The sequence below is a fragment of the Aerococcus sp. HMSC10H05 genome, from assembly GCF_001806975.1.
GTDB lineage: Bacteria > Bacillota > Bacilli > Lactobacillales > Aerococcaceae > Aerococcus > Aerococcus viridans_B.
This window is the reverse complement of the sequence record NZ_KV786992.1, coordinates 81,722-104,864: the sequence shown is the minus strand read 5'-3', so window position 1 is coordinate 104,864 and position 23,143 is coordinate 81,722. Positions and strand designations below refer to the sequence as shown.

Annotated in this window: 30 protein-coding genes, 1 tRNA gene, 1 pseudogene and 1 riboswitch; of the genes and pseudogenes, 17 read left to right on the top strand and 15 right to left on the bottom strand. The window is 35.9% G+C overall.

What is annotated here, in order from left to right; genetic code table 11:
- Nucleotides 1-124 precede the first annotated feature (124 nt).
- Nucleotides 125-197, top strand: a tRNA-Lys gene (locus HMPREF3116_RS06690).
- Nucleotides 198-663: 466 nt separating this feature from the next.
- Here HMPREF3116_RS06690 and HMPREF3116_RS06685 read toward each other — a convergent pair.
- From HMPREF3116_RS06685 to HMPREF3116_RS06640, 11 genes are all read right to left on the bottom strand, one after another.
- Entirely contained in the window at nt 664-1,227 is a 564-nt protein-coding gene (locus HMPREF3116_RS06685; RefSeq protein WP_070468586.1) for a hypothetical protein, read from the bottom strand.
- Nucleotides 1,228-1,237: 10 nt separating this feature from the next.
- Nucleotides 1,238-1,603: a hypothetical protein gene (locus HMPREF3116_RS06680; RefSeq protein ID WP_070468584.1), complete on the bottom strand. Its 366-nt coding sequence runs from the start codon at nt 1,601-1,603 to the stop codon at nt 1,238-1,240.
- A gap of 141 nt (nt 1,604-1,744) precedes the next feature.
- Complete coding sequence (locus HMPREF3116_RS06675; protein ID WP_070468582.1) at nt 1,745-2,308, bottom strand: hypothetical protein; 564 nt, start codon at nt 2,306-2,308, stop codon at nt 1,745-1,747.
- A 14-nt stretch (nt 2,309-2,322) separates the two neighbouring features.
- Nucleotides 2,323-2,514 (bottom strand): hypothetical protein, encoded by a 192-nt coding sequence (locus HMPREF3116_RS09215; RefSeq protein ID WP_070468581.1) that lies wholly within the window; start codon nt 2,512-2,514, stop codon nt 2,323-2,325.
- An 82-nt stretch (nt 2,515-2,596) separates the two neighbouring features.
- A complete protein-coding gene (locus HMPREF3116_RS09000) occupies nt 2,597-2,755 on the bottom strand; it encodes a hypothetical protein (RefSeq protein ID WP_168125807.1) in 159 nt (52 codons plus the stop codon).
- 124 nt (nt 2,756-2,879) lie between these two features.
- Nucleotides 2,880-3,305 carry a hypothetical protein gene (locus HMPREF3116_RS06665; RefSeq protein WP_070468580.1) on the bottom strand — a complete coding sequence of 142 codons (426 nt, stop codon included), beginning with the start codon at nt 3,303-3,305 and terminating at the stop codon, nt 2,880-2,882.
- A 312-nt stretch (nt 3,306-3,617) separates the two neighbouring features.
- Nucleotides 3,618-4,940: a virulence-associated E family protein gene (locus tag HMPREF3116_RS06660; protein WP_070468578.1), complete on the bottom strand. Its 1,323-nt coding sequence runs from the start codon at nt 4,938-4,940 to the stop codon at nt 3,618-3,620.
- Nucleotide 4,941: 1 nt separating this feature from the next.
- Nucleotides 4,942-5,817, bottom strand: coding sequence for a primase C-terminal domain-containing protein (locus HMPREF3116_RS06655; protein WP_070468576.1), 876 nt, complete (start codon nt 5,815-5,817; stop codon nt 4,942-4,944).
- A gap of 168 nt (nt 5,818-5,985) precedes the next feature.
- Nucleotides 5,986-6,270 (bottom strand): hypothetical protein, encoded by a 285-nt coding sequence (locus tag HMPREF3116_RS06650; RefSeq protein ID WP_070468575.1) that lies wholly within the window; start codon nt 6,268-6,270, stop codon nt 5,986-5,988.
- A gap of 185 nt (nt 6,271-6,455) precedes the next feature.
- On the bottom strand, nt 6,456-6,734 hold the full coding sequence (locus tag HMPREF3116_RS06645) for a helix-turn-helix domain-containing protein (RefSeq protein ID WP_070468573.1): 279 nt from the start codon (nt 6,732-6,734) through the stop codon (nt 6,456-6,458).
- Between the two features lie 223 nt (nt 6,735-6,957).
- Nucleotides 6,958-7,170 carry a helix-turn-helix domain-containing protein gene (locus HMPREF3116_RS06640; protein WP_070468571.1) on the bottom strand — a complete coding sequence of 71 codons (213 nt, stop codon included), beginning with the start codon at nt 7,168-7,170 and terminating at the stop codon, nt 6,958-6,960.
- Nucleotides 7,171-7,316: 146 nt separating this feature from the next.
- Here HMPREF3116_RS06640 and HMPREF3116_RS06635 point away from each other — a divergent pair, with 146 nt between their 5' ends.
- The 8 genes from HMPREF3116_RS06635 to thiW all read left to right on the top strand — a co-directional run bounded on the left by HMPREF3116_RS06635 (nt 7,317) and on the right by thiW (nt 13,537).
- Nucleotides 7,317-8,018 carry a helix-turn-helix domain-containing protein gene (locus HMPREF3116_RS06635; protein WP_070468569.1) on the top strand — a complete coding sequence of 234 codons (702 nt, stop codon included), beginning with the start codon at nt 7,317-7,319 and terminating at the stop codon, nt 8,016-8,018.
- Between the two features lie 48 nt (nt 8,019-8,066).
- Nucleotides 8,067-9,233, top strand: a complete 1,167-nt coding sequence (locus tag HMPREF3116_RS06630) for a tyrosine-type recombinase/integrase (protein ID WP_070468567.1) — start codon at nt 8,067-8,069, stop codon at nt 9,231-9,233.
- A 294-nt stretch (nt 9,234-9,527) separates the two neighbouring features.
- Nucleotides 9,528-9,616, top strand: a riboswitch (TPP riboswitch).
- A gap of 122 nt (nt 9,617-9,738) precedes the next feature.
- On the top strand, nt 9,739-10,311 hold the full coding sequence (locus HMPREF3116_RS06625) for an ECF transporter S component (RefSeq protein ID WP_083272795.1): 573 nt from the start codon (nt 9,739-9,741) through the stop codon (nt 10,309-10,311).
- Nucleotides 10,308-11,663 carry an ATP-binding cassette domain-containing protein gene (locus tag HMPREF3116_RS06620; protein WP_070468563.1) on the top strand — a complete coding sequence of 452 codons (1,356 nt, stop codon included), beginning with the start codon at nt 10,308-10,310 and terminating at the stop codon, nt 11,661-11,663. Before HMPREF3116_RS06625 ends, HMPREF3116_RS06620 begins: the two co-directional genes overlap by 4 nt.
- Before the next feature lie 5 nt (nt 11,664-11,668).
- On the top strand, nt 11,669-11,872 hold the full coding sequence (locus HMPREF3116_RS09210) for a hypothetical protein (protein WP_246819065.1): 204 nt from the start codon (nt 11,669-11,671) through the stop codon (nt 11,870-11,872).
- A 6-nt stretch (nt 11,873-11,878) separates the two neighbouring features.
- Entirely contained in the window at nt 11,879-12,331 is a 453-nt protein-coding gene (locus HMPREF3116_RS09205) for an energy-coupling factor transporter transmembrane component T (RefSeq protein WP_256365718.1), read from the top strand.
- The gene (tenA, locus tag HMPREF3116_RS06610) at nt 12,331-13,020 is read left to right on the top strand and encodes a thiaminase II (RefSeq protein ID WP_070468562.1); all 690 of its coding nucleotides are present in this window, start codon (nt 12,331-12,333) and stop codon (nt 13,018-13,020) included. The genes HMPREF3116_RS09205 and tenA overlap by 1 nt, the downstream gene beginning before the upstream one ends.
- Complete coding sequence (thiW, locus tag HMPREF3116_RS06605; RefSeq protein WP_070468601.1) at nt 13,016-13,537, top strand: energy coupling factor transporter S component ThiW; 522 nt, start codon at nt 13,016-13,018, stop codon at nt 13,535-13,537. The genes tenA and thiW overlap by 5 nt, the downstream gene beginning before the upstream one ends.
- A gap of 215 nt (nt 13,538-13,752) precedes the next feature.
- On the opposite strand, the pseudogene HMPREF3116_RS06600 reads toward thiW, so the two are convergent.
- From HMPREF3116_RS06600 to HMPREF3116_RS06590, 3 genes and pseudogenes are all read right to left on the bottom strand, one after another.
- A pseudogene (locus HMPREF3116_RS06600) lies at nt 13,753-14,610 on the bottom strand (aldo/keto reductase).
- A 200-nt stretch (nt 14,611-14,810) separates the two neighbouring features.
- Nucleotides 14,811-15,326, bottom strand: coding sequence for a type 1 glutamine amidotransferase domain-containing protein (locus HMPREF3116_RS06595; protein WP_070468560.1), 516 nt, complete (start codon nt 15,324-15,326; stop codon nt 14,811-14,813).
- A 252-nt stretch (nt 15,327-15,578) separates the two neighbouring features.
- Nucleotides 15,579-16,232: a deoxynucleoside kinase gene (locus HMPREF3116_RS06590; RefSeq protein ID WP_246819063.1), complete on the bottom strand. Its 654-nt coding sequence runs from the start codon at nt 16,230-16,232 to the stop codon at nt 15,579-15,581.
- 168 nt (nt 16,233-16,400) lie between these two features.
- Between HMPREF3116_RS06590 and HMPREF3116_RS06585 the strand changes: the two genes are divergently transcribed.
- From HMPREF3116_RS06585 to HMPREF3116_RS06555, 8 genes are all read left to right on the top strand, one after another.
- Entirely contained in the window at nt 16,401-17,177 is a 777-nt protein-coding gene (locus tag HMPREF3116_RS06585; RefSeq protein WP_070468556.1) for a threonine/serine exporter family protein, read from the top strand.
- Nucleotides 17,177-17,701: a threonine/serine exporter family protein gene (locus tag HMPREF3116_RS06580; protein WP_070468555.1), complete on the top strand. Its 525-nt coding sequence runs from the start codon at nt 17,177-17,179 to the stop codon at nt 17,699-17,701. The genes HMPREF3116_RS06585 and HMPREF3116_RS06580 overlap by 1 nt, the downstream gene beginning before the upstream one ends.
- A 127-nt stretch (nt 17,702-17,828) precedes the next feature.
- On the top strand, nt 17,829-18,416 hold the full coding sequence (locus tag HMPREF3116_RS09200) for an alpha/beta fold hydrolase (protein WP_246819062.1): 588 nt from the start codon (nt 17,829-17,831) through the stop codon (nt 18,414-18,416).
- Nucleotides 18,370-19,011, top strand: coding sequence for an alpha/beta fold hydrolase (locus HMPREF3116_RS09195; RefSeq protein WP_246819061.1), 642 nt, complete (start codon nt 18,370-18,372; stop codon nt 19,009-19,011). The genes HMPREF3116_RS09200 and HMPREF3116_RS09195 overlap by 47 nt, the downstream gene beginning before the upstream one ends.
- Nucleotides 19,012-19,101: 90 nt before the next feature.
- The gene (locus tag HMPREF3116_RS06570) at nt 19,102-19,926 is read left to right on the top strand and encodes an immunity protein Imm33 domain-containing protein (protein ID WP_070468553.1); all 825 of its coding nucleotides are present in this window, start codon (nt 19,102-19,104) and stop codon (nt 19,924-19,926) included.
- A 39-nt stretch (nt 19,927-19,965) separates the two neighbouring features.
- Nucleotides 19,966-20,334, top strand: a complete 369-nt coding sequence (locus HMPREF3116_RS06565) for a CidA/LrgA family protein (protein ID WP_070468551.1) — start codon at nt 19,966-19,968, stop codon at nt 20,332-20,334.
- Nucleotides 20,334-21,026, top strand: coding sequence for an LrgB family protein (locus HMPREF3116_RS06560; RefSeq protein ID WP_070468549.1), 693 nt, complete (start codon nt 20,334-20,336; stop codon nt 21,024-21,026). Before HMPREF3116_RS06565 ends, HMPREF3116_RS06560 begins: the two co-directional genes overlap by 1 nt.
- A gap of 260 nt (nt 21,027-21,286) precedes the next feature.
- On the top strand, nt 21,287-22,306 hold the full coding sequence (locus HMPREF3116_RS06555) for a branched-chain amino acid aminotransferase (protein ID WP_070468547.1): 1,020 nt from the start codon (nt 21,287-21,289) through the stop codon (nt 22,304-22,306).
- Between the two features lie 308 nt (nt 22,307-22,614).
- On the opposite strand, the gene HMPREF3116_RS06550 is transcribed toward HMPREF3116_RS06555, so the two are convergent.
- Nucleotides 22,615-23,118: a nucleoside 2-deoxyribosyltransferase gene (locus tag HMPREF3116_RS06550; protein WP_070468545.1), complete on the bottom strand. Its 504-nt coding sequence runs from the start codon at nt 23,116-23,118 to the stop codon at nt 22,615-22,617.
- Between the last annotated feature and the right edge of the window lie 25 nt (nt 23,119-23,143).

Genomic DNA, 23,143 nt, shown 5'->3' with positions numbered 1-23,143 from the left:
GAAGTATGAGCTTATCCTTGGCCATTTTTATGATAAAAAAGTATGATTTTTAAGTGTAATGTCTTGCATGTTTGTCAAAATGGGTGTAAAATTTTAGTGTTGCAGATGACAAATCAATCAATTCGGACTGGTAGCTCAGTTGGTAGAGCAACGGACTCTTAATCCGTGGGTCCAGGGTTCGAGCCCCTGTCAGTCCATAAGGTGCTTTTTAAAGAAATGAAAAGTAACATAAACCATTGATATAATAGGGTTTATAGAAAAGTTGAGAAACATTGAGTTAAAAAATCTCATGAGTAATCATGAGGGATATCATGAGAGATTATAGGAACTCAAAATAAAAGAGTGCTACCCATTTTCAAGATAGTAAAATTCGCTATTGGCTATATAGGCTAATAGCTTTTTTTATTCTTCTAAAGTCGTGCTTTACTACATTAGGGTGCAAAATACCCTTTAGGGGCTCCGATTATTATGAATACCTTACGAAAACCTTACTGTATACCCAACAATACCCAACAATCACCTTGGTAAAACCTTGCTATTTCATAAAATTCATGCCCTAAACTTGCCCTGTTAGCACAATCCCCTCTTATTCTCCAACCATTTCTATGTTTACCTTACCAAAACCTTACCTACCTTTGGAAAACCTTAGGTATTCTTAGGGTATTATGCCAATAATGCCATTAGTTCATCTTCAACATTACTCAACACGCTTATCTTTGTTTCTTTTGGCGTATCCCAATCGTCACTATTCAACATTTGCGTTATATCGTCCTCATTTAAGTCAAGGCTAGCAATTTCATTATCAGCTTGTTGCTGTGCCAAGGTACGCTTATGTTGGGCAATATAGTAATCGATTTCCTGTATCTCTTGGTAAATCATAGCCTCATAATCGGTTAAAGTATCGTGTTTTAAGAGGGTTTTAAGCGTTGGGTAGTCAATGGTAGGTAAAACCTCTTTAAACAGCTTGTAACGCATTCTAAGCGCCTGTAATTGCCTATCAAGGGCTTCTTTTTCCATTACCAATAGAATGACAAAACGTTCAATATTTATAGCATGCGTATAATCATCAATTGTAAAACCGTACTTTGCTGTACCTGTAAATGAATGCTTGTTATAAGCCATTGTTCTGTGTTCTTGGCACTTTGCTTCTAGTCGCTTGATATTATAGGGCAAAGCAACATAACCCCGTATAGCATGCTTAATTTCCTTGTCAGTTACACCTACCATTTCGCCCCTCCTATCTTCTTGAATACTGTTCTTCTGACTCTTCGAAATAATATTCATACATCAGTAAGCAAACCTGTGTCATTTGTTTGTTGAATTCTTTTCGGCTTATCCCCACCATTTCGCAATAATCATCATACTTCATGAGTTTATTCGTGTATGCAGTCCCTACATGTCTTTTATTTCCATACGCTTCAACTATTTCAGTATGTTCATAGAAAAAACTATAAATAAACTGTAATAGTGGCTTAGGCGCTTTCTTTAACGTGGCCATTATTCTGTTATAGTCATTAATTTCAAACTTGCTTAATTCATCTTTGTATGTGGCATATATCTTCCACTTTTTAAGTACATATTTAGGTCTGCTATGAAAAGACACGGTAAGCCTCCTTTCTTCTCTCTTTGTTCATTCTCTTTTTTTAATGTGTCGGAAATGACGGAATGATTATTCTTCAGGGTATATACCATAGCATTACCTAGCATAAAGGGTAATTTACACTATCAATATCATACAATTGGGCTATTTTTCAGCAAGAATTTTCTTTGCTTTATTTGCTAACTGTTTTAATTCCGTCAACGTGTTATTGCTCATAGCTAGTGAATTATGTATATGAGAAGATTCATACACATTATGTTTGTTATCGCCTAATGCTTCACTAAGTCCTAGCTCCTCGGCTGTGTTATATGTCTGTTGATTGCGTGTGTTTACTGCCTGTTGGTAAGCGATGCTCATATCAACAAAAGTTACGAATAAGGCTCTATATTCATCTCTTAGGTTAGTAAATTCTTTATCTTCATTCACTAGGGCTGATTGCATAGCTATATACGCTTGGTTTACATCAACAGGGTTAAAATTGGTAGTTTTTAATGTACGGTCTAATTGATTAATAGTTGATTTTAGTTCAGTAATATAAGCTTTTATATCATTTCTTCGCTTGCTATCCTTAAAGTTAAGCTCTTTATCCTCTAGGGTGATTAGCTCTTTCTCCAACTTCGCTAGTTCTTCTTGATACCCTTTCAAGGCTTCACGTTTTTGGATATATGGTTTTAAAGTATCTTGAAATTGTTGTTTTTCTTTTTGCATGTTTATTCCCTCCGTTATTTAAATAAGTTCATATTTTCAGCAATTAATTTTTGGCGTTCTTTAGTATCTTTTACTTTTAGAATGTCAGATTTTGTTAAGGTTGGCTGTTCCTTTTGTTTACGCAATACTTCAATTTCTTTTAGCAATTCCACATTTTCGCTTGCGAGCTTAGCATTCTTCTCTACTAAAGTTTGGTAGTTTTCCATTTATTTAATCTCCTCTATCCATTAAAAAAAGGAGGACAAAAACACGTTTAAATGTTCTTGCCCTCCGTTGTTCGGTCAGACGTTATTTAGTTTGTTTTACTTCCTCTATTAAGGTTGCTTTTCCATTAGCATACTTGATTGTTACACTCCCAAAATCGGGCGCCTTTACTCTCTCTATTTTACCATTTTTAGTAAGAATAATATATCCGTCTAGCACTAGTTGCTCTAGGTTCTCACTCATATATTCACCCCTTTTTTAATGTGCCAGAAAAGGCAGAATGTTAGCAAAGGTTAGCTCTTGTAACCCTCTCTTTTTAATGGCTCCAATTTATCCGAATACTACTTTTTACTACAATAATCGAGGTCTATGTGTTCTTTATCTCTTTTGTTGGTTTACGTTCATAATCAAATTTGAAAGTGGTTTGAATAGGTCTGTTAGCTGGTGTAAGCTTGTATTTTTCTTTGTAAGCCTGTGCGGTTTGAATATCACTATTTCTAACCTTATTTGCACGTAATATCATGGAATTGGCTTGTTCCTCTAGTGAACGAATGCCATTTAGCTTTTCTTCTTCTGTTTCTGGTATGTAATACCCGCTATGCGTGCTATCTCGTGAGGAACAAATAACAATGCCGTACTTCATAATTAAATCATTGATAAGGAGGTAAAACTCTCTATCCGTTATACCCCCTAAAATAACTAATTCATCTTTACTAATCATTGTTGCTGACCCAATTGGAATAGCACTTAAAATTAATTGATACTTTTCAGGTAGTTCAACAAGTTCTTGCATGCTCTCACTCCTTTTTTTGTCCTACATTTTCCAACATTTTATCTAGGTTGTAATTAGTGTAATTACTTATAATTACATTTTTAACCGCTTGAAAACGTTGTTATATTAATGTTTATATTAATTTTGTAATTTGTAATTTGTAATTGCGTAAAACTTTCCCTAATATATTTTTTATACGTATACCTATATATCTATATAAATATAAAAATTTATAAAATAGTAATTACATAATTACAAATAGACCTCCGTCTTACTCCCACAAGGGGGAAAATGTAATTTCATCTATAATTACAAGCTATTACAAAATTACACTTATGCTTTTCGATAACCTTGTTCTGCCTTTCCATTAATGCGCACAGTTTGATAGCTCCATTCGGGTTGGTTATCCATATATCCTTTTATCTTTGCGTACTTACCTTGTGCTTGGTGGTAACTAGCATTAAGGTTAAATACAACGGATAAAATTTCCTTAGTGGTTGTACGGTCTATGTGGTGACCACCACCAAAATATTCGCCGTTTTGATAATTAAGGTAGCTCTTACGTTTATCTTCAAGCTTTAAGTTGTTCCAATGTTCACTTACTGGCATATTCAGGTAGTTTTCTATTTCCTCTATATCCAACCCTTTGAATTGGGCATTTCCTCTATATGTTTCGGCTATTTTATTGATTGCTTCATTTCGGTCAACGTGAATTTGGGCTTTTTCCTCAAAATATAGGTGTTTGGCTTCTGCCCATATTTGTTGAATAGTATCGTCTGTTAAATCAAACGGGCTTTTTGTAGCTTTATCCGCCTCTAACGGGATAGGGAAGAACCGTCTGTTACCTGTAAAGTCTGTTAGATACTCATTAGCGTTCGTTGTCCCTATAAAGACGTTCGTACGTGGTAGGGTGCTTACGTTCTTCTCATAAGGCAACCTTACTTTGTCCTCTGATGAGCTTAGAAAGCCTTTGGTGTTCTCTATTTCTGACTTTCTAAGACTGGCTAACTCGCTTAGTTCTACTATCCATGCGCCTATCAGTAATTGGTTATCATCTTTGTGTTGCCCCATGCCTTTTAGGCTGTCTACAAAATACTCTCCCGCTAACTTACCTGCTAAAGTGGACTTACCCGCCCCTTGTGAGCCCTCGAGAATGGGGACAATTTCAAACTTGATACCTGGATAGTAAACACGGGCTATACCACCACATAACCACCGCTTAGCCACCTCCCTGTTGTATTCATCATCAGTCGCTCCTAAGTAGTCTATAAATAGGGTTTCTACACGTTTTACGCCGTCCCATGGCTTAGCCTCTATAAAATCCTTTATCGGGTGGTAGGGTTTATCTTGGGCAATGGTCATCACCACATCCTCAATATCGTTCTGAACAAATTTCAAGTTATATTCATCATCAATTTTCACCCTAAGCACTTTTAAGTGCATTTCATCAATAGGTCGTTTGTTAATAGTCGGTATTCTCGCAAATTCATCAAACCCTAGCTGTTGCCCAATAGGTAACATGCTGATGATTACACGTAAGTTGTATAAAGACTTGGTAATGTTGCCGTTACTACTTTTACGGAACAGCCCCGTGGTGTTGCTCTCTTTCTGAACATTTTCAATTTGTTGAATAATATCTTGGGGAAATTCTGCCATATTATGCCCCCTTTCTTTGTTTTCGTTCTTCTGCCCTTACAACACTATTAATCACGTTTACTAGCTCATTGTGTGGAAATGGTGGCGTACAGTGATTGTCTGCCCAATCGACACATAGATTGTAAATAGCATGGGCGTTTACATTCGCTTTAATCAATATGCCAACCGCTTGGGTGAAGAAAACGTTCCTTCCAGGCTCTTGAATACCCTCCATATAAACTTGGTCTAATAATTTTGGTATGCGCCCCTTAGATTGCGGGTTAAACGATTTCATTGGCGGGGTAGGTTCTTGTTTTTTATCAGCAATAATCGGATATGGTTTCCCTGTATCGTTTATCACTACCTCGTAAGGTAATCGCCCATTGTCTACTGGTAGCCCCTGTAATTGAGAATAGGTACTTGCTGATTGGTCACAATATTCACTCGGAAACAGGCTATATACTTGCTGTGTGGTCGCTTGGGTTTCCGCTTGGGTCATTGGGCTTGGGGGTGCAAGAACAACCCGTATACGCCCTGAATTAGGGCTATTTCGTATCGTTCCCCATGCCATATATTGGTAGTCTGAAAGTTTTTCATGTATCATCTTTAGCATATCTTCATACGGCATAGGCTTAGCGTTCGCTTGAGCTTCAAAATCAAGCGTAATAAGCGTTCTGTTAACTAAATTAGCGTTGTTTCTACCCTTGCTTATATTTCTAAGCGTACCGCCTAAAAAATAGGTCATACCTTTCTTTATTTCCTCTAACTCGGTATCTTCTCCTTGCACTTTCATAGGGGTAGAAGAATTTAACAAAGCTTTCAAGGTATTAAAATCAGTTCCTTGTTGATTAAGTGGTGTTAACTCTTTTGTATTTAAACCTTTGCTAATATAAATCACTCTTTTACCCCCTAATCGAATAAGCCCCATTGTGCACATTTTAGGAGGCTATAAGCCCCAACTAGACCGCACGCAATTGCTAGCTTCATATCTACAAACAATATAAGTATTAATGATAATGAGAACGTATAGCACCATTGCCATTGCTTAAAATTCTTGAATTGTTGCTTAGTCATCATTTTTTGCATGGGCAGTATCCTCCTCGATTTCAATATTATTCAAATCTTGAATTTCTAGTAATTTAGAAAGCGTGTTGTCACTTAGATAGGTCATATAGTCAATTAAACGTGCTGTTTCTGTGGCTAGTGCAACAGCGCTATTATGGTCGTTATTTTGTTTATATTTCATAACATACTGGTCTATTTTGGCTAGATATTCATATAGCATTTTATTTTCTAAAATAGCCCCATAAGTTACGGTATTCAGGTTGTCTTTATGTTCTAATTTATCCATGTTCATGCTCCTTTATATACAAACATTGTTTTTGAGTTAAGTTTTCTGTATAATAAAGGCATAAAAAGGCTTAAAACTGTGGTTAGTTATTAGCTATTGGACTTAGGGAGTTGGTGCTCTGCTAAGTCTTTTTTTATGCCCTAAGTTTTGTTTTTTTCTAGTGAATGTGGGTAGCACTCATTTATTTAATTTACTCTGTGTTGTGATATAAAATTATTCAATTCTACTTTCTTTATGTATTGCTTGTTATTTACCCGATATACAGGTAAACCCTCAGCAATGAAGTTATTCATAAATGTGTTGTTTGATACGCTCACGAATTGACATGCCTCTTTAATCGTTAAATACTCTTTCATATAGCCAAAATCGCGTTTTGCCTCCTCCATTGCGGAAACATATACGTCTTTTAATTCCTCTTTCAGACGGTCATTAAATTCGGGAGGAATTTGCAATTGTAAACTCATTTATTTTTCTCCTTTCTTTCCTCTATACCTACTTGTTTGCCGTATTCGTAAACTTCTAGCAAACTATTGATAAATTCTTATCTTGCGTTACTGTCTGCCATTGATAACAATGCTATGTTTTCCGAATGAGAAAAAAATATACCAATCACATTCTTACGTTCTTCTTCCGTTGCCACGTTCTCACCACCTTTCAATGCCTTTAGGTGTCAGGTTTTGTCAGGTTCTATACCTCTACTACATAAGGCACTCTAGCTAGTAATTCATCTAGTGAGCAACCTAGGTAATCGGCAATTTTTATAAGTGTCATGCTATTAGGGTCATCTACCCGTTCGTAATACAAGCGAGTCAGTGTCGATTTTGCAATACCAGTAGCTTTGTGCACGTCTGAAATTTTTTTATGTTTAATTGCAAGAATGATAGAAAAATTATTTTTCATTTAAATACTCTCCTTTCCTTTAGTCACGTTCGGTCATGACTATATATGACCATAATAGAGCATAAAAAAACTAATTGCAAGCAAAAATGACTATTCGTGACCATATTTTTTTGGTAAGATTAGATTAAAGGGAATGAGGTGAAGTTATGAGTGAAACTTTAGGAAAAAGAATTGAAAGTATTAGGCTTGAGTTAGGCTTAAATAAAACAGAATTTGGTAAACTGTTTAACACAACGGGTAGCCTAGTGAAAAAATGGGAAAATGACCAAGTTGTACCTAATGAAAGTAGGCTTCTAGCAATCGCTAATTTGAAATCGTGGTCAGTAGAAGAATTGCTACATGGTACTTATGACGAACGTTTTATAAAACTAAAAATAGAAACGGCTTTGAAGTATTTTGATTATGAGGCTGATGAAAGTAAAAACGACGAAATTATTGAAGAGGCTATTAGAATTTATAATGAAAATAACGAATTATATCATTTTGACCATATTCAAACTGGATATGCAAATATAGAAGAATTAAGTGCTGTTGCACAAGCGTTAAAAAATTTAAAAGTTAAAAGTGAAATTTCTTCAACAGTAATAGAATTGGCTTTGTTACTGGGATATGTAGAAAAAATTGTTAATGACAAAATTACATTATCTGTTCTTTATTCCAATGTTGACGTTTCGGCGAAAAATATTTCAAGAATTGAGAATGTATTCAAAAGTATATACAGTGAATTATGGGAGTATTCAAAAAATGTAAGTAATGACCCCAATAATCAATTTAATATTTTGTTTAAATCAGCTAGTGATTATATTCTTGGTGAATTAGATTTACTTGATATAGAACGAAATATTTAAAAACTTTTCCTTTCTTGAATGTGGGTAGCACTCTAGAAAGGTGATAACATGGCAAGTTATAAAGAATATTCAACGTCTAAGGGTAGTTTTTGGCATGTTAGGGGGTATTTAGGCATTGACCCGCTGACTGGTAAACAAGTCTATGCTAATAGAAAAGGTTTCGAAACAAAAAAAGAAGCTAAACATTACTACAATAATGCTAAGCTTCAATTTGATAATGGAGTATATGATACTAGTAAACCAATCAGACAAACTTTTGAGGCTGTTTATAATGAATGGTTAGATATCTATGCTGATGATGTTGAAAGTAGTACCTTGAATAAGACTAAGCAATATTTTAGATTACATATATTGCCTAAATTTGGATATATTCTCATTGATAAGATTGATAGCAACTTATTACAACAAACTCTAAAAGAATGGCGTTTAAAGTATAAAAGCTTTAAAAAGTTCTATAACTATACATGTAGGGTACTCGATTATGCTCATTTTAAAGGGTATATCACTGAAAACCCTAAGACTAAGGTTATTGTACCAAAAGGCAAGGTTCAATATAAACAAACTAAGACAACAGAAGATTTTTATACTAAAGACGAGTTAAATCAATTCTTACAATATGCTGAGCAGTATTCAAAAGATTTAGACAACGGTATGTGGTACACCTTTTTCCGAATGTTGGCATTTGTTGGTATTCGGCGAGGTGAAGCGCTAGCCCTTACTTGGAACGATATCAATTTCAAAGAAAAAACAATAAACATAAATAAAGCTTTGAAAGTAGGGGACAATAATGTCCCTTACATTGGGAATACTAAGAATAGTAATAGTAACCGTATCCTTACCCTAGATGATATTACAATAAGTATATTGAAACGTTGGAAAGTTCAGCAAGCGAGAATATTATTAGGGTTTGGCTATAACGTAACTGTCCCTAACCAATTGCTATTTTCTAAGTTAGACAATACGCACTTAGATGTTTCTAGTCCTCGTAACAGGTTAGAACGAATATGTGAGAAAAATAATTTCAAAATGATAAATATTCACGGTTTTCGTCATACCCATTGCTCATTACTATTTGAGGCTGACGTTCCACTTAAAGATGTTATGGAAAGAATGGGACATTCTGATATTCAAACTACTATGAATGTTTATACTCACGTTACAAAAGATAGTAAAGATAAATCAGCTCAAAAGTTCGCAAAATATGTTAATTTTTAAGAAAACATGAGCCATATCATGAGAGGTAGGAGATATCAGGTATCAAAAACATCTACAAACCTTGATATATCAATATTCTTATAGGATAAGGGTTCGAGCCCCTGTCGGTCCATCTTATAAAAGGCGTTGTATCAGAGTTTGTATACTTTGGTATGACGCTATTTTTTTTAAAAATTATAATGAAAAACACCTATGAAAATAAATATTGCTATAAACAATTGCAAAAAAATAATATTTATTTTGAGGTTTCCTTTTTCATATTGATATGGTAGTATCGGATACAAATGAATATAGTAGTGACATTTGGGGTGCAAAAAGCTGAGATTATACCCATTGAACCTGAAACAGTTAATACTGGCGAAGGGAAATGTAGCATGTTTTATGTATGAAAAACTGTCAGATATATAGTATCTGTACGGTTTATTAAAGTATTTAGAACAAGTAGCAAAGTTTTTGCTCACCCCTTATGCCTCTATTATTAAATATAGGAAAAGGGGTTTTTTTGTTGGAAAAATTTAGATGGACATTACCAGATGTTATCTTCTTAGCATTTCTAGCTTTCTTATTTGGTGCAGTATTTATGGGAGCTGGTGTCTTATATGCCTTTTTAGTATCTGTGCTTACGCCATTTGGTTTAACGCCATTTGCTAATGAAATTTTATTTGGTATGTGGACAATTGCCGCACCGGTAGCAGGAATGTTGATTCCAAAAGTAGCTAGTGCATTATTAGGTGAGGTATTTGCCGCTTTAGCAGAAATGTTATACGGCTCATATTTCGGTGCCGGTGTTTTAATTTCTGGTTTAATACAGGGGTTAGGTACGGAAGCAGGTTTCTTTGTTACAAAATACAAACGATACGATACGGTTACCTTAATTTATGGTGCTATTGGTACCACTGTCTTTAGCTTTGCCTATGAAATTTTTAAGTTTGGCTATGCCACTTATGGCATTGGTATGGTGGTTGCTTTATTTTTAGTTCGTTTTATCTCAGTAGCATTTTTCGGTGTATTTTTAACACAAAAAATTGTTGCTTTATTTAGTAGCATACAAAAGCAAGGGATTAGGATGAATCAATGAGCGGTGTCGTGAATATTCAAAATTTGACTGTAAAGAACAATGAACTAGTTATTTTAAATAATATTTTTTGTGAGTGGGCATTTGGAGAATTTATTTTATTGACTGGCGATAGTGGAAGTGGAAAAAGCACATTTATGCATACGATTGCTGGCTTTAATGGTATGCCTTTTCAAGGTAACATTTTGTTTGATGATCAGCCGATTCAGGAATATTCCAACGCTGAAAAAGCACAGAAAATAGGTTTGATGTTTCAAAATCCAGCACAACAATTTACCATGAACACATTAGAGCGGGAATTATACTTTGTTTTGGAAAATTGTGGTATTCCCTATGACTTGGCTAAAGAGAGGATAAGAGAAGCAGTAGATGAAATGGGTACTGCATATTTATTACAACAAGATTTGATGACTTTATCAGGAGGAGAGAAGCAACGGGCAGCATTAACCATTTTAATTGCTGTAGATGCACCAATTCTTTTATTGGATGAACCCTTTGCCAGTATAGACCCAGCGTCACGAATATTTTTGATGGATATGCTAGGAAAATTGAGAGATAAAGGCAAGTTGATTGTCATTGTAGACCATGATATGAGTCATTATAGACCACTGGTAGACCGCTTTTTGATGATGAAAAATGGTTGTCTCATGGAAACAGATATAACGCACTTGCCTGAAGAAGTACTTATCCCACAATTAAAATGTAACAATGGGAGTCAATCGCCGATATTTACATTAGATCATATCAAGATTAAGCAAGGAGATAAGACTTTGCTTAATCAAGAAGCGTTTATTTTCCAAAAAGGGGTAACGACCTTAACTGGTGATAATGGTGCGGGTAAATCCACGTTATTAAAATCAATGGCGCAACTATATCCCTATAAGGGGCGGATGTGTTTTAAAGGCAAACGACTATCGAAGTTTGTCAGTAAGAAACGTTTATACGAGTCGCTGACACTAGCTGTACAAGATGCATCACAACAATTTGTCACACTGACAGTTAGGGATGAAGTCACGTTTCCCAAACAAAAAAATAGTGAAATCAATGCACGTCAATTGCAGGCTTTTGAAGATTTGAATATGACACATATCTTAGATCGGAGTTTATTTCACCTAAGCGAAGGACAAAAGAAGATGGTGCAGTTAATTTCTTTACTCGGTTTAGACCATCAATTCTTGATGTTAGATGAACCGTTTTCGGGATTGGATCAAAAATCTTGTGATTACTTTGCGCGATGGATATTGGAAAAGAAAAATCAAACTGATTTCCTAATTGTTTCTCACCGACTAACACCACTAGAAGGTATTAGTGATCATCATATTCATTTGTCTAAGCAATTGTTAGAGGAGGTTTGATAGATATGGAAGAGCGAACAAGCAGTATTCCAGCGATTATTTTCTTAGTATTTCTTTTAACGATTGAAATTTCTTTTACCTATTCTATTTGGTTGAATCTATATATTGTTTGTGTTGTGATGGTTTATTTAACTTTTAAAAAGCGATTTTCAATCATGTTTTTTTTACTTGCGGTGCCTTTTATCCCAGCAATTACCACATTTTGGTAAGTTTATATTCAAGGAAGTGGTTTATCAGATGCATGGCTACTATTAACGAGAACCTATGCTTTTGTAGCTTTGGGAGTAGGATTTATGGCTTCTGTAGACTTACAAGATTGCTTACTCATATTGGAGCAATATAAACTACCTGCCATATTTATATATGGATTGCTAGTGGTGATTCATGCAGTCCCTGAAATTCAAAGAGAAATCAAAAATATGCACGATGCTAGTTTATTAAGGGGCAAAAGGTTGTATCCTTGGTCAACTTTATACTATGTAAAAGTAATTTTTTTAGCCCTTAATTGGCGAGATCGCTATGCAGAAGCCATGTATTCTAGAGGTTTTTCTGAAAATCAACCTCGACTACACTATCAATATTGGAAGGTATCACCGGTATCTGTCATATTATCTATTGGCTTAATCATATTTGGGAACATTTTAATGAGATTGGAGTATTTTATTTAATGAAAGAGACATTTATTGAAATTGTACGAAAGCAAACGACACCATATTGGGAGGGTAGTTTTAGTCATCCCTTCATCGTGCAGTTAGAAGATGGGACTTTACCGATTGAAAACTTTCGTTACTATTTGATACAAGATGCCTATTATCTACGTCACTTTTCAGCACTTTATAAGCGTGTAGCTGAGATAACCAGTAATCCGATTTTGAAAACTCAAATGTTGGATAATGCTAATGATTTAGCTGAAGGTGAGCTGGCTATCCGTGCCAAGTTTTTTGAAGAATTGGGGATCACTGATACTGAATTAAAAGAAACAGGTGTTGCTCCCACAGCTTATCATTACGTTTCTCATATGTATCGTCAGTTAGTTGAAAATAATGATGCGGTTGCTGCTGCAAGTTTATTACCTTGTTCTTGGCTTTATTTTGAAATTGGGCAAAAATTAAGACAGTCGAACGAGCCTTCTCCTGTACCAATTTATCAGGATTGGATTGAAACATATGGTGGGGACGAGGCCCGAGTGGCAATAGAGCAAGAATGCACATTGCTTAACCAATTATATGCTGAAAGTAGTCAAGAAGATAAAGAAAGTATGATTTCAGCCTTTGTAATTAGTGCAAGAATGGAGTTTAATTTCTGGGAGATGGCCTTTAATTTCGAGAAATGGCCGGTGGGTATAGCGAATGATTAAAGACTATAAAATTGAAAAAATGAGCATTTTAGCTATGATGATTGCCATGGATGTTGTCTTATCCCCCTTATTACGGGTTGAAGGTATTGCACCTATGTCGAGTGTCATGAATGTGATTGCAGCAGTTTTGATGGGACCGGTATATGGCACCTTGATGGCCTTATCATGTGGTATTCTCAGAATGATATTGTTTGGGATTCCACCTTTAGCATTAACAGGTGCAGTCTTTGGTGCTTTTCTATCTGGTATTGGCTATCGATTAACAAGTAAATACTTAGCTGCAATTATAGGAGAATTTATCGGTACCGGTTTGGTTGGTTCACTCCTCTCTTACCCGGTAATGGTATGGTTTACAGGGTCTGCTCAGGGTATGTATTGGTTTGTATATACACCTAGATTTATCATCGGTGCACTTTCTGGATCGATAATGGCTTATTTTATTTTGATCAGACTCGATAAGTTAGCATATATCCAGCACGTGAAAGGCATATTTTGGCCTACAATTAAAAAAATTTAGTCCGTTTATCCTGAAATCAAAAAGAAGGTGAGACAAAAGTCGTATAGAATTGACGTACTGAACCAAAAGGCGAACAATAATGAAATATTATTGGAGACATTTGGGAAGTATCGGACAATGCTGACTTTTGGAATCCAATGATAAACGTTCTTATATAGCAAAGAGAGGCTGGGATATTTTTGTATCAGCCTCTTTTTTGATTTGAAATATGAGGATTAATCTTGATTAAATACAGGGAAGACTTTACTATCACCATAATCGGCAATCTTTTCCATATTTCTTAATATGTCCATGTCTTCTGCAGAGATTTCGAAATCAACTTGGGCATTATTTTCAATATGTGCTTTATTGGTTGATTTTGGCAAAGGTAAAGTACCTAGTTGAAGCGTGTAACGGATAGCTAATTGTGGTATAGATACTTGATATTTATCTGCCATTTTCTTAATTGCATCGATTTTAAAAATTTCTCCATGTCCGATTGGTGAGTAGGCTTCTACTAAAATGTCATGGTCTTGACTGAATTGAATTAATTCAGCGGGGGTATTACCGATATGAACTAGAATTTAATTAACAGCTGGTTTAATTGTACCGTTATCTAAAATATTCTGTAAGTCATCTTTTTCAAAGTTAGAAACACCAATAGCACGAACTTTTTGTTCTTTTAATGCGGTTTCTAAGGCTTTCCAAGCTGCTAAATTTCCTTGATCATAGTTGGCTTTACGGAATTCAGCCCATGGTTGTGGGGCATGAATGATCATTAAGTCAATATAATCAACAGCTAAATCATTGATAGATTGATCAATAGAGGCCAGTACACCATCATAAACTTTTAATTCTGCCGCAATTTTTGAAGTAACGAAAATATCCTCACGATTTAATCCAGAAGCGCGTAGGCCGTGGCCAACACCAACTTCGTTTCCATAAGCTTGTGCTGTGTCAATGTGACGGTAACCTAAATCTAAAGCATCTTTTACTGACTGTGCAGCAGTTTCATCATCCATCAACCAAGTGCCAAAAGCAATTTTTGGAATTTCAATACCATTATTTAGCGTATATGTTTCATTTAGAATCATAATAAAAGTTCCTTTCTTGTTTCAAATTTCATTGTTACAAGCATATCCTACACCTTAAAGTCTACTTTAGGTCAAAGCAGAAGTTCTATATTTGCTAACATGCTAGGTTGAATACTAATTTATTCGTTTAACTAAAAAAGCGCTACACCAATTTTGGTGCAACGCTTTGCTTAGCATCATGCGATAAAATGCATGTTATCTTATTTTAGTGCATCGACAATAGCTTGATCAAATGCAGGTAAGTCTTCAGGCGTACGGCTAGAAATTAATTTACCAACTTCATCGATCACAACTTCTTTATCATAGAAATTTGCACCAGCATTTTTCACATCAATGGCCACTTGTTTCACTGCGGTAATGTCTTTACCTTTTAAGGTTTCGGCATTTACCAATAATTGAGGACCATGGCAGATAGTGAAAATCCATTTGTTGTTGCTGTCAAAATGACGTACAAATTCTAACATGCTGTCATATTTACGTAATTGGTCAGGTGAATAGCCACCAGGAATTAATAAGGCATCGAAATCTTTCGCTTCTACTTCATCGATAGATTTTTCAATGGTTACCTCAGTTCCTTCAGCTTTCCCACGGACAGTTTCACCAGCTTTCATGCCGATGGTGACGACTTCGTGTCCAGCTGCTTCTAAAGCTTTCTTTGGTTCAGTATATTCAGAGTCTTCAAATAAGTTAGCCAATACAGTTGCAATTCTTGCCATAATTTATAGCCTCCTTAAAGCTTTGATACTTATATACTAAAGGATATATACATAGCATGCAAAGGAAACGAATTATAAATGTATTTGCCCACTATAATGAATAAGCGCTATTTTCTCATTGAACAATTAATTGGATGTATAGGTCAATATAGTTTAAGTATTCAACTTTCTAGCTGTGATTGCAGGTGCTAAATCGAATAATATTTCTTGGTTAAAGTCAGCATTGAATGAATAGCACCTTTTTCTAATAAATTAGGATGGTGAATTTTCCAAGAGTGTTGACCATTTGTCATGAATCTTCTTAGCAACGATTTCTTGGTCACTACTGGTTAGGATATCGTATTGGCTAACATCAATAGCCATTTTAGCTGAATGGTCATAGTTTTCGTACCATTCATCGTATAGGCTGTGGAGTTGCTTATAGTAGGCTAGTAAATCTGGTCGACCTTCTATTTGTTCATATGGACGACCACGACGCTTGATTTTCTCAAGGATTAAATCGAAAGGCGCATGTAAATAGACAAGTAATTCTGGTGATTGATTGGTTGATTCTGAAATAATACGAACATCATCCATCATATTGGCTAATAGATCTTGATATAATTCCCATTCTACATCTGATATATTGCCATTTATATTATTTACCTGAGTAAATAAAGCATCTTCATAAATTGACCGGTCTAAGATTGCACGTTCATATGTCATCCCGCGTTTAATACTTTTAACGCGTTGGTTTAAAAAGTAAATTTGCAGTGAAAAAGCATATTTCGTTGGTTCGCTGTAGTATGCATCTAAAATTGGATTTTCTGATACTTCCTCAAAAAGAGGTTCTGCTTGAAACATTTCTGCCATATGGTTGGTATAGGTTGTCTTACCAACACCAATCATGCCTGCCATGGTAATCATATTCAATTGCTCCTTCATCTAATTAGTCGGAGCAATTATAGCATAAATTTGACTTGACTTGGATAAAGAGACTTGTTGAAAAGGATACGTTTACATGGTAAATGACCGCTTTATTCTTTGATGACCTATGGTACAATAGCCGTGGATTATGAGAAAGGGTGGGTCAAGATGGTAGATTTAAATAAGAAAATATTAGAAACTGCCTTGTTAGCTGGGCAAATTATGACAGAAAGTAATGCAGAATCATATCGTGTTGAAGATACGATGAACCGTATTTTAACAACATCAAATGCAGCATATGCCATGGCAATCTCGCTTTCAACAGGTTTATATATAACCCTTGATGACCCATCTTTTGAAGGTTCTGGGTTTACTGGTATTAAGAGAATTACACGCCGTTCTAACAATTTAAATAAAATTACCCAAGTGAATCATATTTCACGTGAATTGACTTCCGGTAATATGTCAATTGACGAAGCTTATGAGCGGTTACAGGTTATTCGATTCCATCAGCCGCAATATTCAAAATTACAAGTATCCATTGGGGTAGTTGGTTTAGCTGCAGCCTTCTCTTTCCTTTTTGGGGGCGGTATTAACGAATTAATCATGAGTACAATGAATGGTTTTATTTTAGCCTTATTATACCGTCTAGAAGATAAATACTATATTAGTGAAGGCTTTTCAAATATTATTCAAGCACTTGTTGTAACAGTGGCTGCTTATTTAATGCAAGCCTATGTATTATCGAATACAGATATCAATATTGTAATTATTTCTACATTGATGCCAATGGTTCCAGGTACAGCCATAACGAACTCCTTACGAGATATTTTTCATGAGGATTACATTGCGGGTGTTTCTAGAGCAACAGAGGCCTTCTTGAACGCCTTAATGATTGCCTTAGGCGCTGCACTGGGTCTGGCGTTGATCGGAGGTTTATATTAATGACTACAATGGATATTATTTTCCAACTAATAGGTGCTTATGGGGTAGGTTTGTTCGCAATTTTAACGATTGAAGGGCCACGAAAAGTTTTATTTTGGACACCTTTCATTAATGTTGCTGGTTGGGCTAGTTATTTGATAAGTTTACATATTGGTGGTTTTTCAATAACAATGGCGACTTATTTTGGTTCTTTGGTTATTGCGTTAATCTCTCAAATGTATGCACGTATTTTCAGAGAACCGGTAACAGTTTTCTTTATTCCAGCGTTCTTCCTCTTTGTGCCAGGAGGGGGCATGTATCGAACGGCGTTAGCGTTTATTCAAGGAGATACAGCTCAAGGCCTTACTGAACTAGGAGGTACACTATTTACTGCCTTGGCGATTGCGCTTGCAGTTTATACATCAGATACTTTTATACAAATTATTAATAAACAAAAGTTCCCAAAATTTATCCGGAAAAACTACCGTGTGATACCTAAAGTAGGGAAGAAAAGTGAAAAGAAAATCGAGAAAAAGATTAAATAGATTAGACTTATTTCTATATAATAATTCGAAATAAGCTGACAGCGGATGGCCATTTCAATTTTAGGACGTATGTGATTTGTCACTGCGTCTTTTTCTATTATAATGATAGAAAAGAGGGGGAGTCAGTATGGAAAACTGGTTTATATTGTTGGTAACCAGTATTGTACTTACTGGTTGTGGGTTCAATCACCAGGATACGGGTGTAGATTTGGATACGGCGAATGTTGGTGAAGAAGTTTCTAGCTTGGATGAAGAGGAGAACTTTTTCACGGAAGCTTTTGGGGCCAATGGAGAAGAGGTATTGAAGCAATTTAATGTAAAAGAGGCTGATTTACCGGCGGTTGAACTAAGAGATTCAGGCATTCAAGAGAGTCATTTTTTGCGTTTGAATGGGCTAGACCAGTATGTGTATGAGGTGGGTCAGGGTGAGGGCTTACCGGTGGTGATCTTTCTTCATGGAGGACCAGGATTTTCATATACGGACCAGGCGGATACTTTGGCAGGTTTATATGATCAAGTGAATATACTTTTTTGGGATCAGATTGGTGCAGGAAAAACGTATGAAGCTAATCCAAGTGCAGAACCTAATATAATCGATTTACAGGCTTCTTTAACAGATTTAGTTGCTTATACCAAGGCCCGTTATGGGGTTGATCGAGTGGGTATTATTGGTCATTCATGGGGGGGCAGCATTAGGGGCTTCTTATGTGCTTGACTATCCAGATGATGTGGCTTTTTATGTGGGCATTGGACAAGTGGTAACGCCAGTTGAGGATGAGGCAGTGGCTTTAAGTCAGACGCGCGAATTGGCGACAAGCTTAGGACGTCAAGATCTACTTGATCAATTAAGTGAGATTTCAACTGACTATCCTAATCCAAATGATTTTTTGACTTTAGCTTATGAGGCAGCGATTTTACGGTCAGTTCAGCGTGAATTAGGGTTTGGAACAGCTGATTTTGTCCAATATTTACCTTTATTGTTAACCAATAAGATAGATAAACTATCTGAAAATGATCAGGAAATGCTAGACCGTATGCTACTTAACCAGCGTTTGTATCGAGAGTTATTGGCGATAGATATCTATGCAAGGGACCTCGAATTGAGTGTGCCATTTTATCTAATTTCTGGGGAAAATGATATCCAAGTACCAAAAATTCAGTCAGAAAAATTAATTGAAAGGGTTCAAGCACCGACAAAAGAAATGATCATTATACCGGATGCGGGGCATACCCCAATGATCGATCAAGAAAAGGACTTTATACAATCGCTAACAACCATTATAAACCGGACATTTTCGGCAAATGGATGATTATTTTTTACCAATATTTATGCTAAAATGTATACAGACAAATCTATACAACAATAACATTTAATCTACAACAATATGCGGAGGATAAATATGACCAAGCAATTGATTCCAAACGGCGGTAATTGTTTAGCTTCAGTAGCCCTACTTGAAGGTAAGCAACCACTATTATGGGCCTTCCGTGAAAAGAGCTTGATGCCAAGTGATAGTGGTTGGCGTTTTTTTGCTGCGACGGATACGCAAACTGAAATTATGGACGGAAAGAGTGTACTTCTTGTCGATATTAATAAAGTCGCTGAACTGGAACCAACTGTAGCGGGTATTTATTGGTATCCAGAAGGAGCTGATTTTCAATTAGCCAGTAAAGATGGCAACAAATATTTCGTGTACAACGATACCTTTGAAAGAGTTGTACCGGCAACTAACTATAAAGACTTACCTCATTCGTCAAAAGTCTTCGCGCAACATTTTAATGAGGCTACAACAATATCAAGCCCTAATGCTATGGCTGAAAGTTTACAATTATCAGCTGAAAAAGTAGATATGCTGAAACTATTAGATTTAATGCATACAAACGATGCAGGAAATCTATCAGATATAGAAATTTTTATGAATGCTGGCCTATTATTTGGCTTCGTAGCTATGCGAAATAAATCCCTGCATATGACCTTATCAGATGGGCAATTGGATGATATCGTGGGCATCATGATGGATTACTTTAATCTAAACCGAGAGAAAGCCAATGCTTATGTTTACCATTATACTAACTTAAAGCACGATGGGACAGCGGTTGCTGAACAACAATTGACGATGTATGGGGGCAAAATGTATGAGTGGTTAAATGTTGACGACTTTCATGCAATCAAAAATGAGTATGCCAACCTCGTGATGCATCATCGCAAAGCCAAAATGGTTTAGCGGATTTTACAGAATTTAAACAGAATGGAGCGTTAAAAAGTGAAGTATCTCAAGCAAGCTTTTATTATTATTATGATTACTTTAATCGCTGAAGTATTATCACACACATTACCTTTACCATTGCCAGCCTCGATTTACGGCATGCTGATATTATTTGTCTGCTTAATGACTGGTGTGATTAAGCTGGAACAAGTTGAAAATGTTGGTGAATGGTTAATCGCTGTGATGCCTGCCATGTTCGTAGTGCCAGGTGCGGGTTTTATTACCTCTTGGTCAAGTTTACAGCCGCATTTGTTATCTTGGTCAGTGATTATTTCGGTGACAACTATTCTTGTAATGATCGTTGCTGGTCTTATAGCGCAATCACTACAAAAACGTCAGAATGCTAAGAACGGAGGAGAAAAATAATGAATAGTTTATTTGATTTATTCCCCTCGTTTGGCTTATTCCTAACTTTAGGTGTATATATGATTGCCATGTGGATAAACAAGAAATTAAAATCACCGATTGCTAACCCATTGTTAATCGCAGTGATTTTAATTATTGCGATCTTAGTTATTGGCAAGGTGAATGTGCCTGTTTATCAAGAGAGTGCGAGCTTTGTGTCTTATCTGTTAACACCAGCAACGATATCTTTAGCGATTCCAGTATATAAACAACGACACATTTTAAAAGAAAATTTCTGGACAATTATCATTACAGTTGTGGTAGCGATGATTACAGCTGTTGCGAGTGTCTTGATTGTTGCGCTTATCTTTAATATGGAGGAAGAAATTTTACGTTCGGTATTATCTAAATCAGTAACAACAGCGATCGCTATTGATATTACCGAAATTATTGGTGGTATTACACCAATCATTGTCGGTTCAGTTGTTTTGACGGGTATCTTTGGTGTTGTGGTGAACGAATGGATCTTCAAACTGCTAAAAATTGATTCATATTTTGCACGTGGTTTAGCTATGGGGACTTCAAGTCACGCCATGGGTACAGCAGAATCAATGAAAATTAATGAACTTCAAGGTGCAATGTCTAGTATCGCCATGGTAATATCTGGTATTGTGATTGCTATTTTAGTACCAATCGTCGCAGGTTTCCTATAAGAATAGGGAAGTATTAATGACTACATATATTTCCAAAAGTGTTGTCTATTTTGGACGACACTTTTTATTTGTCTCTAAAAGGCAAAAAACAAAATTAGATTTATTCTCATTTTATTGGAAATATACTACCCTTTTTCTCATAAATAGTGTTAAACTTATAGCATATTGATGCATTGTATGACGGATCTATTTATGAAGATAAATGCTATCTAAACCGACATAAATTGCACATAAACACATGATTTGAAAGGATGAGCAACATGACAGTAGATATCAAATGGGCAGAATTAGGTTTTGAATATATGAACTTGCCATACCGTTGGCGTGCCTATTGGAAAGATGGCGAATGGTATAAGAGTGGTTTGGAAACTGAAAATACGATTCAGATTGAAGAAGGGGCACCAATCTTACATTATGGACAAGGCGCTTTTGAAGGGTTGAAGGCATTTAAAACAAAAGAAGGTGATATCCAAATCTTTCGTCCTGACCAAAATGCGAAACGTTTAAATGCATCAGCAGCCCGTTTAGTGATGCCTGAAGTACCAGAAGAAGACTTTATTCACGCGGTTAAAGAAGTAGTTAAAGCCAATGCCGAATATGTGCCACCATATGGTACAGGTGCATCATTCTATCTTCGTCCAACTTTAATTGGCGTAGGAGACAATATTGGTGTACATGCAGCAAAAGAATATATCTTTACAGTATTTGCCATGCCTGTTGGTCCTTACTTCAAGGGTGGAATGGTGCCAACAGCCTTTACAACATCTGAATTTGATCGTGCGGCACCTCATGGTACAGGTGCAGCGAAGGTTGGCGGAAATTATGCGGGTAGTTTACAACCAGGTATCGAAGCCAGAGAAAAAGGTTATTCTGACGTTGTATATTTAGATCCGGCTACACATACAAAAATTGAAGAAGTAGGTTCTGCAAACTTCTTTGGGATTGAAAAAGATACCAATAAATTTGTAACCCCTAAGTCTCCTTCAATCTTACCGTCAATCACTAAGTATTCATTACTTTGGTTAGCTGAACATCGTTTAGGCTTAGAAGTTGAAGAGGGCGATGTGTATATTGATGATTTAGACCGCTTTAGTGAAGCAGGAGCATGTGGTACAGCGGCTGTCATTTCACCAGTATCATTTATTACGCATAACGACCATAAACATGTATTCTATTCAGAAACTGAAGTAGGCCCAATCACAAAAAAATTGTATGATGAATTAGTGGGCATTCAAAATGGTGACGTTGAAGCACCTAAAGGTTGGATTGTTAAAGTTTAAATCAGACTAGAACGATCAATAGTGATTAGCCTATTAAAAAAATGAATTGTTTGTTTGATTTTGAATGAAATATTAAAAGCATGAAAGGGATGTAATATTCCTTTCATGCTTTTTTGATATACAAAAAGAAGGTGAGACAAAAGTCGTTTAGAATTGACGTACTGAACCAAAAGGCGAACAATAATGAAATATTATTGGAGACATTTGGGAAGTATCGGACAATGCTGACTTTTGGAATCCAATGATAAACGTTCTTATATAGCAAAGAGAGGCTGAGATATTTTTGTCCCAGCCTCTTATTTCTATTTTTAGATAACATCCATGTCTGGAAGTGGGTTTGTTGGGAAGTGATTGAAGTCATAGGTTGCTAATTCATTGATGTCAGTCATGAAGTAAGTACCGCCACGTGCAATCATCAAGTTTAATTCTTTACCTTCTAAACCATTTTCACTTAATAAGACAACGATAGCTGGTTTGTGCATCGCACGCATAAAACCTAACTCAAAGGCTGTGCCGTCATCAACATTTTCAACATCATATAAGAAAACACCAGCATCTGCAGTATTCATTGCAGATAGGTCGTTTTGGTAAGTCGCTACTTGCCATTCAAATGAACCAAAAATACCTTCTGGATCACGGTCAAAAGATGTATCTTTGTATTGGTGATCAAATGGGAAATGAACAACATCAACAGTTGGGTTTGCATTTAAAGCTTTTGTCGCTTCCTCTACACGGCGAACTTGGTCAGGATTGAAAAAAGGCGTTGCTAGATATAGCTTAGTGCTTGCTGAAATGTCTTTACGTTTATCCAATGATATAACCTCTTTCTTAAATTTA

Bases quoted from the DNA above. Each gene is read 5' to 3' on its own strand.
- HMPREF3116_RS06665 (WP_070468580.1), bottom strand. From the start codon at position 3,305: ATGCAAGAACTTGTTGAACTACCTGAAAAGTATCAATTAATTTTAAGT.
- HMPREF3116_RS09200 (WP_246819062.1), top strand. From the start codon at position 17,829: ATGGAAAACTGGTTTATATTGTTGGTAACCAGTATTGTACTTACTGGT.
- HMPREF3116_RS06685 (WP_070468586.1), bottom strand. From the start codon at position 1,227: ATGGTAGGTGTAACTGACAAGGAAATTAAGCATGCTATACGGGGTTAT.
- HMPREF3116_RS06560 (WP_070468549.1), top strand. From the start codon at position 20,334: ATGAATAGTTTATTTGATTTATTCCCCTCGTTTGGCTTATTCCTAACT.
- HMPREF3116_RS06675 (WP_070468582.1), bottom strand. From the start codon at position 2,308: ATGCAAAAAGAAAAACAACAATTTCAAGATACTTTAAAACCATATATC.
- HMPREF3116_RS09000 (WP_168125807.1), bottom strand. From the start codon at position 2,755: ATGAGTGAGAACCTAGAGCAACTAGTGCTAGACGGATATATTATTCTT.
- HMPREF3116_RS06650 (WP_070468575.1), bottom strand. From the start codon at position 6,270: ATGGATAAATTAGAACATAAAGACAACCTGAATACCGTAACTTATGGG.
- HMPREF3116_RS06580 (WP_070468555.1), top strand. From the start codon at position 17,177: ATGACTACAATGGATATTATTTTCCAACTAATAGGTGCTTATGGGGTA.
- HMPREF3116_RS06555 (WP_070468547.1), top strand. From the start codon at position 21,287: ATGACAGTAGATATCAAATGGGCAGAATTAGGTTTTGAATATATGAAC.
- HMPREF3116_RS06620 (WP_070468563.1), top strand. From the start codon at position 10,308: ATGAGCGGTGTCGTGAATATTCAAAATTTGACTGTAAAGAACAATGAA.
- tenA (WP_070468562.1), top strand. From the start codon at position 12,331: ATGAAAGAGACATTTATTGAAATTGTACGAAAGCAAACGACACCATAT.
- HMPREF3116_RS06645 (WP_070468573.1), bottom strand. From the start codon at position 6,734: ATGAGTTTACAATTGCAAATTCCTCCCGAATTTAATGACCGTCTGAAA.
- HMPREF3116_RS06590 (WP_246819063.1), bottom strand. From the start codon at position 16,232: ATGATTACCATGGCAGGCATGATTGGTGTTGGTAAGACAACCTATACC.
- HMPREF3116_RS06660 (WP_070468578.1), bottom strand. From the start codon at position 4,940: ATGGCAGAATTTCCCCAAGATATTATTCAACAAATTGAAAATGTTCAG.
- HMPREF3116_RS06585 (WP_070468556.1), top strand. From the start codon at position 16,401: ATGGTAGATTTAAATAAGAAAATATTAGAAACTGCCTTGTTAGCTGGG.
- HMPREF3116_RS06570 (WP_070468553.1), top strand. From the start codon at position 19,102: ATGACCAAGCAATTGATTCCAAACGGCGGTAATTGTTTAGCTTCAGTA.
- HMPREF3116_RS09210 (WP_246819065.1), top strand. From the start codon at position 11,669: ATGGAAGAGCGAACAAGCAGTATTCCAGCGATTATTTTCTTAGTATTT.
- HMPREF3116_RS06630 (WP_070468567.1), top strand. From the start codon at position 8,067: ATGGCAAGTTATAAAGAATATTCAACGTCTAAGGGTAGTTTTTGGCAT.
- HMPREF3116_RS06635 (WP_070468569.1), top strand. From the start codon at position 7,317: ATGAGTGAAACTTTAGGAAAAAGAATTGAAAGTATTAGGCTTGAGTTA.
- HMPREF3116_RS06640 (WP_070468571.1), bottom strand. From the start codon at position 7,170: ATGAAAAATAATTTTTCTATCATTCTTGCAATTAAACATAAAAAAATT.
- HMPREF3116_RS09215 (WP_070468581.1), bottom strand. From the start codon at position 2,514: ATGGAAAACTACCAAACTTTAGTAGAGAAGAATGCTAAGCTCGCAAGC.
- HMPREF3116_RS06595 (WP_070468560.1), bottom strand. From the start codon at position 15,326: ATGGCAAGAATTGCAACTGTATTGGCTAACTTATTTGAAGACTCTGAA.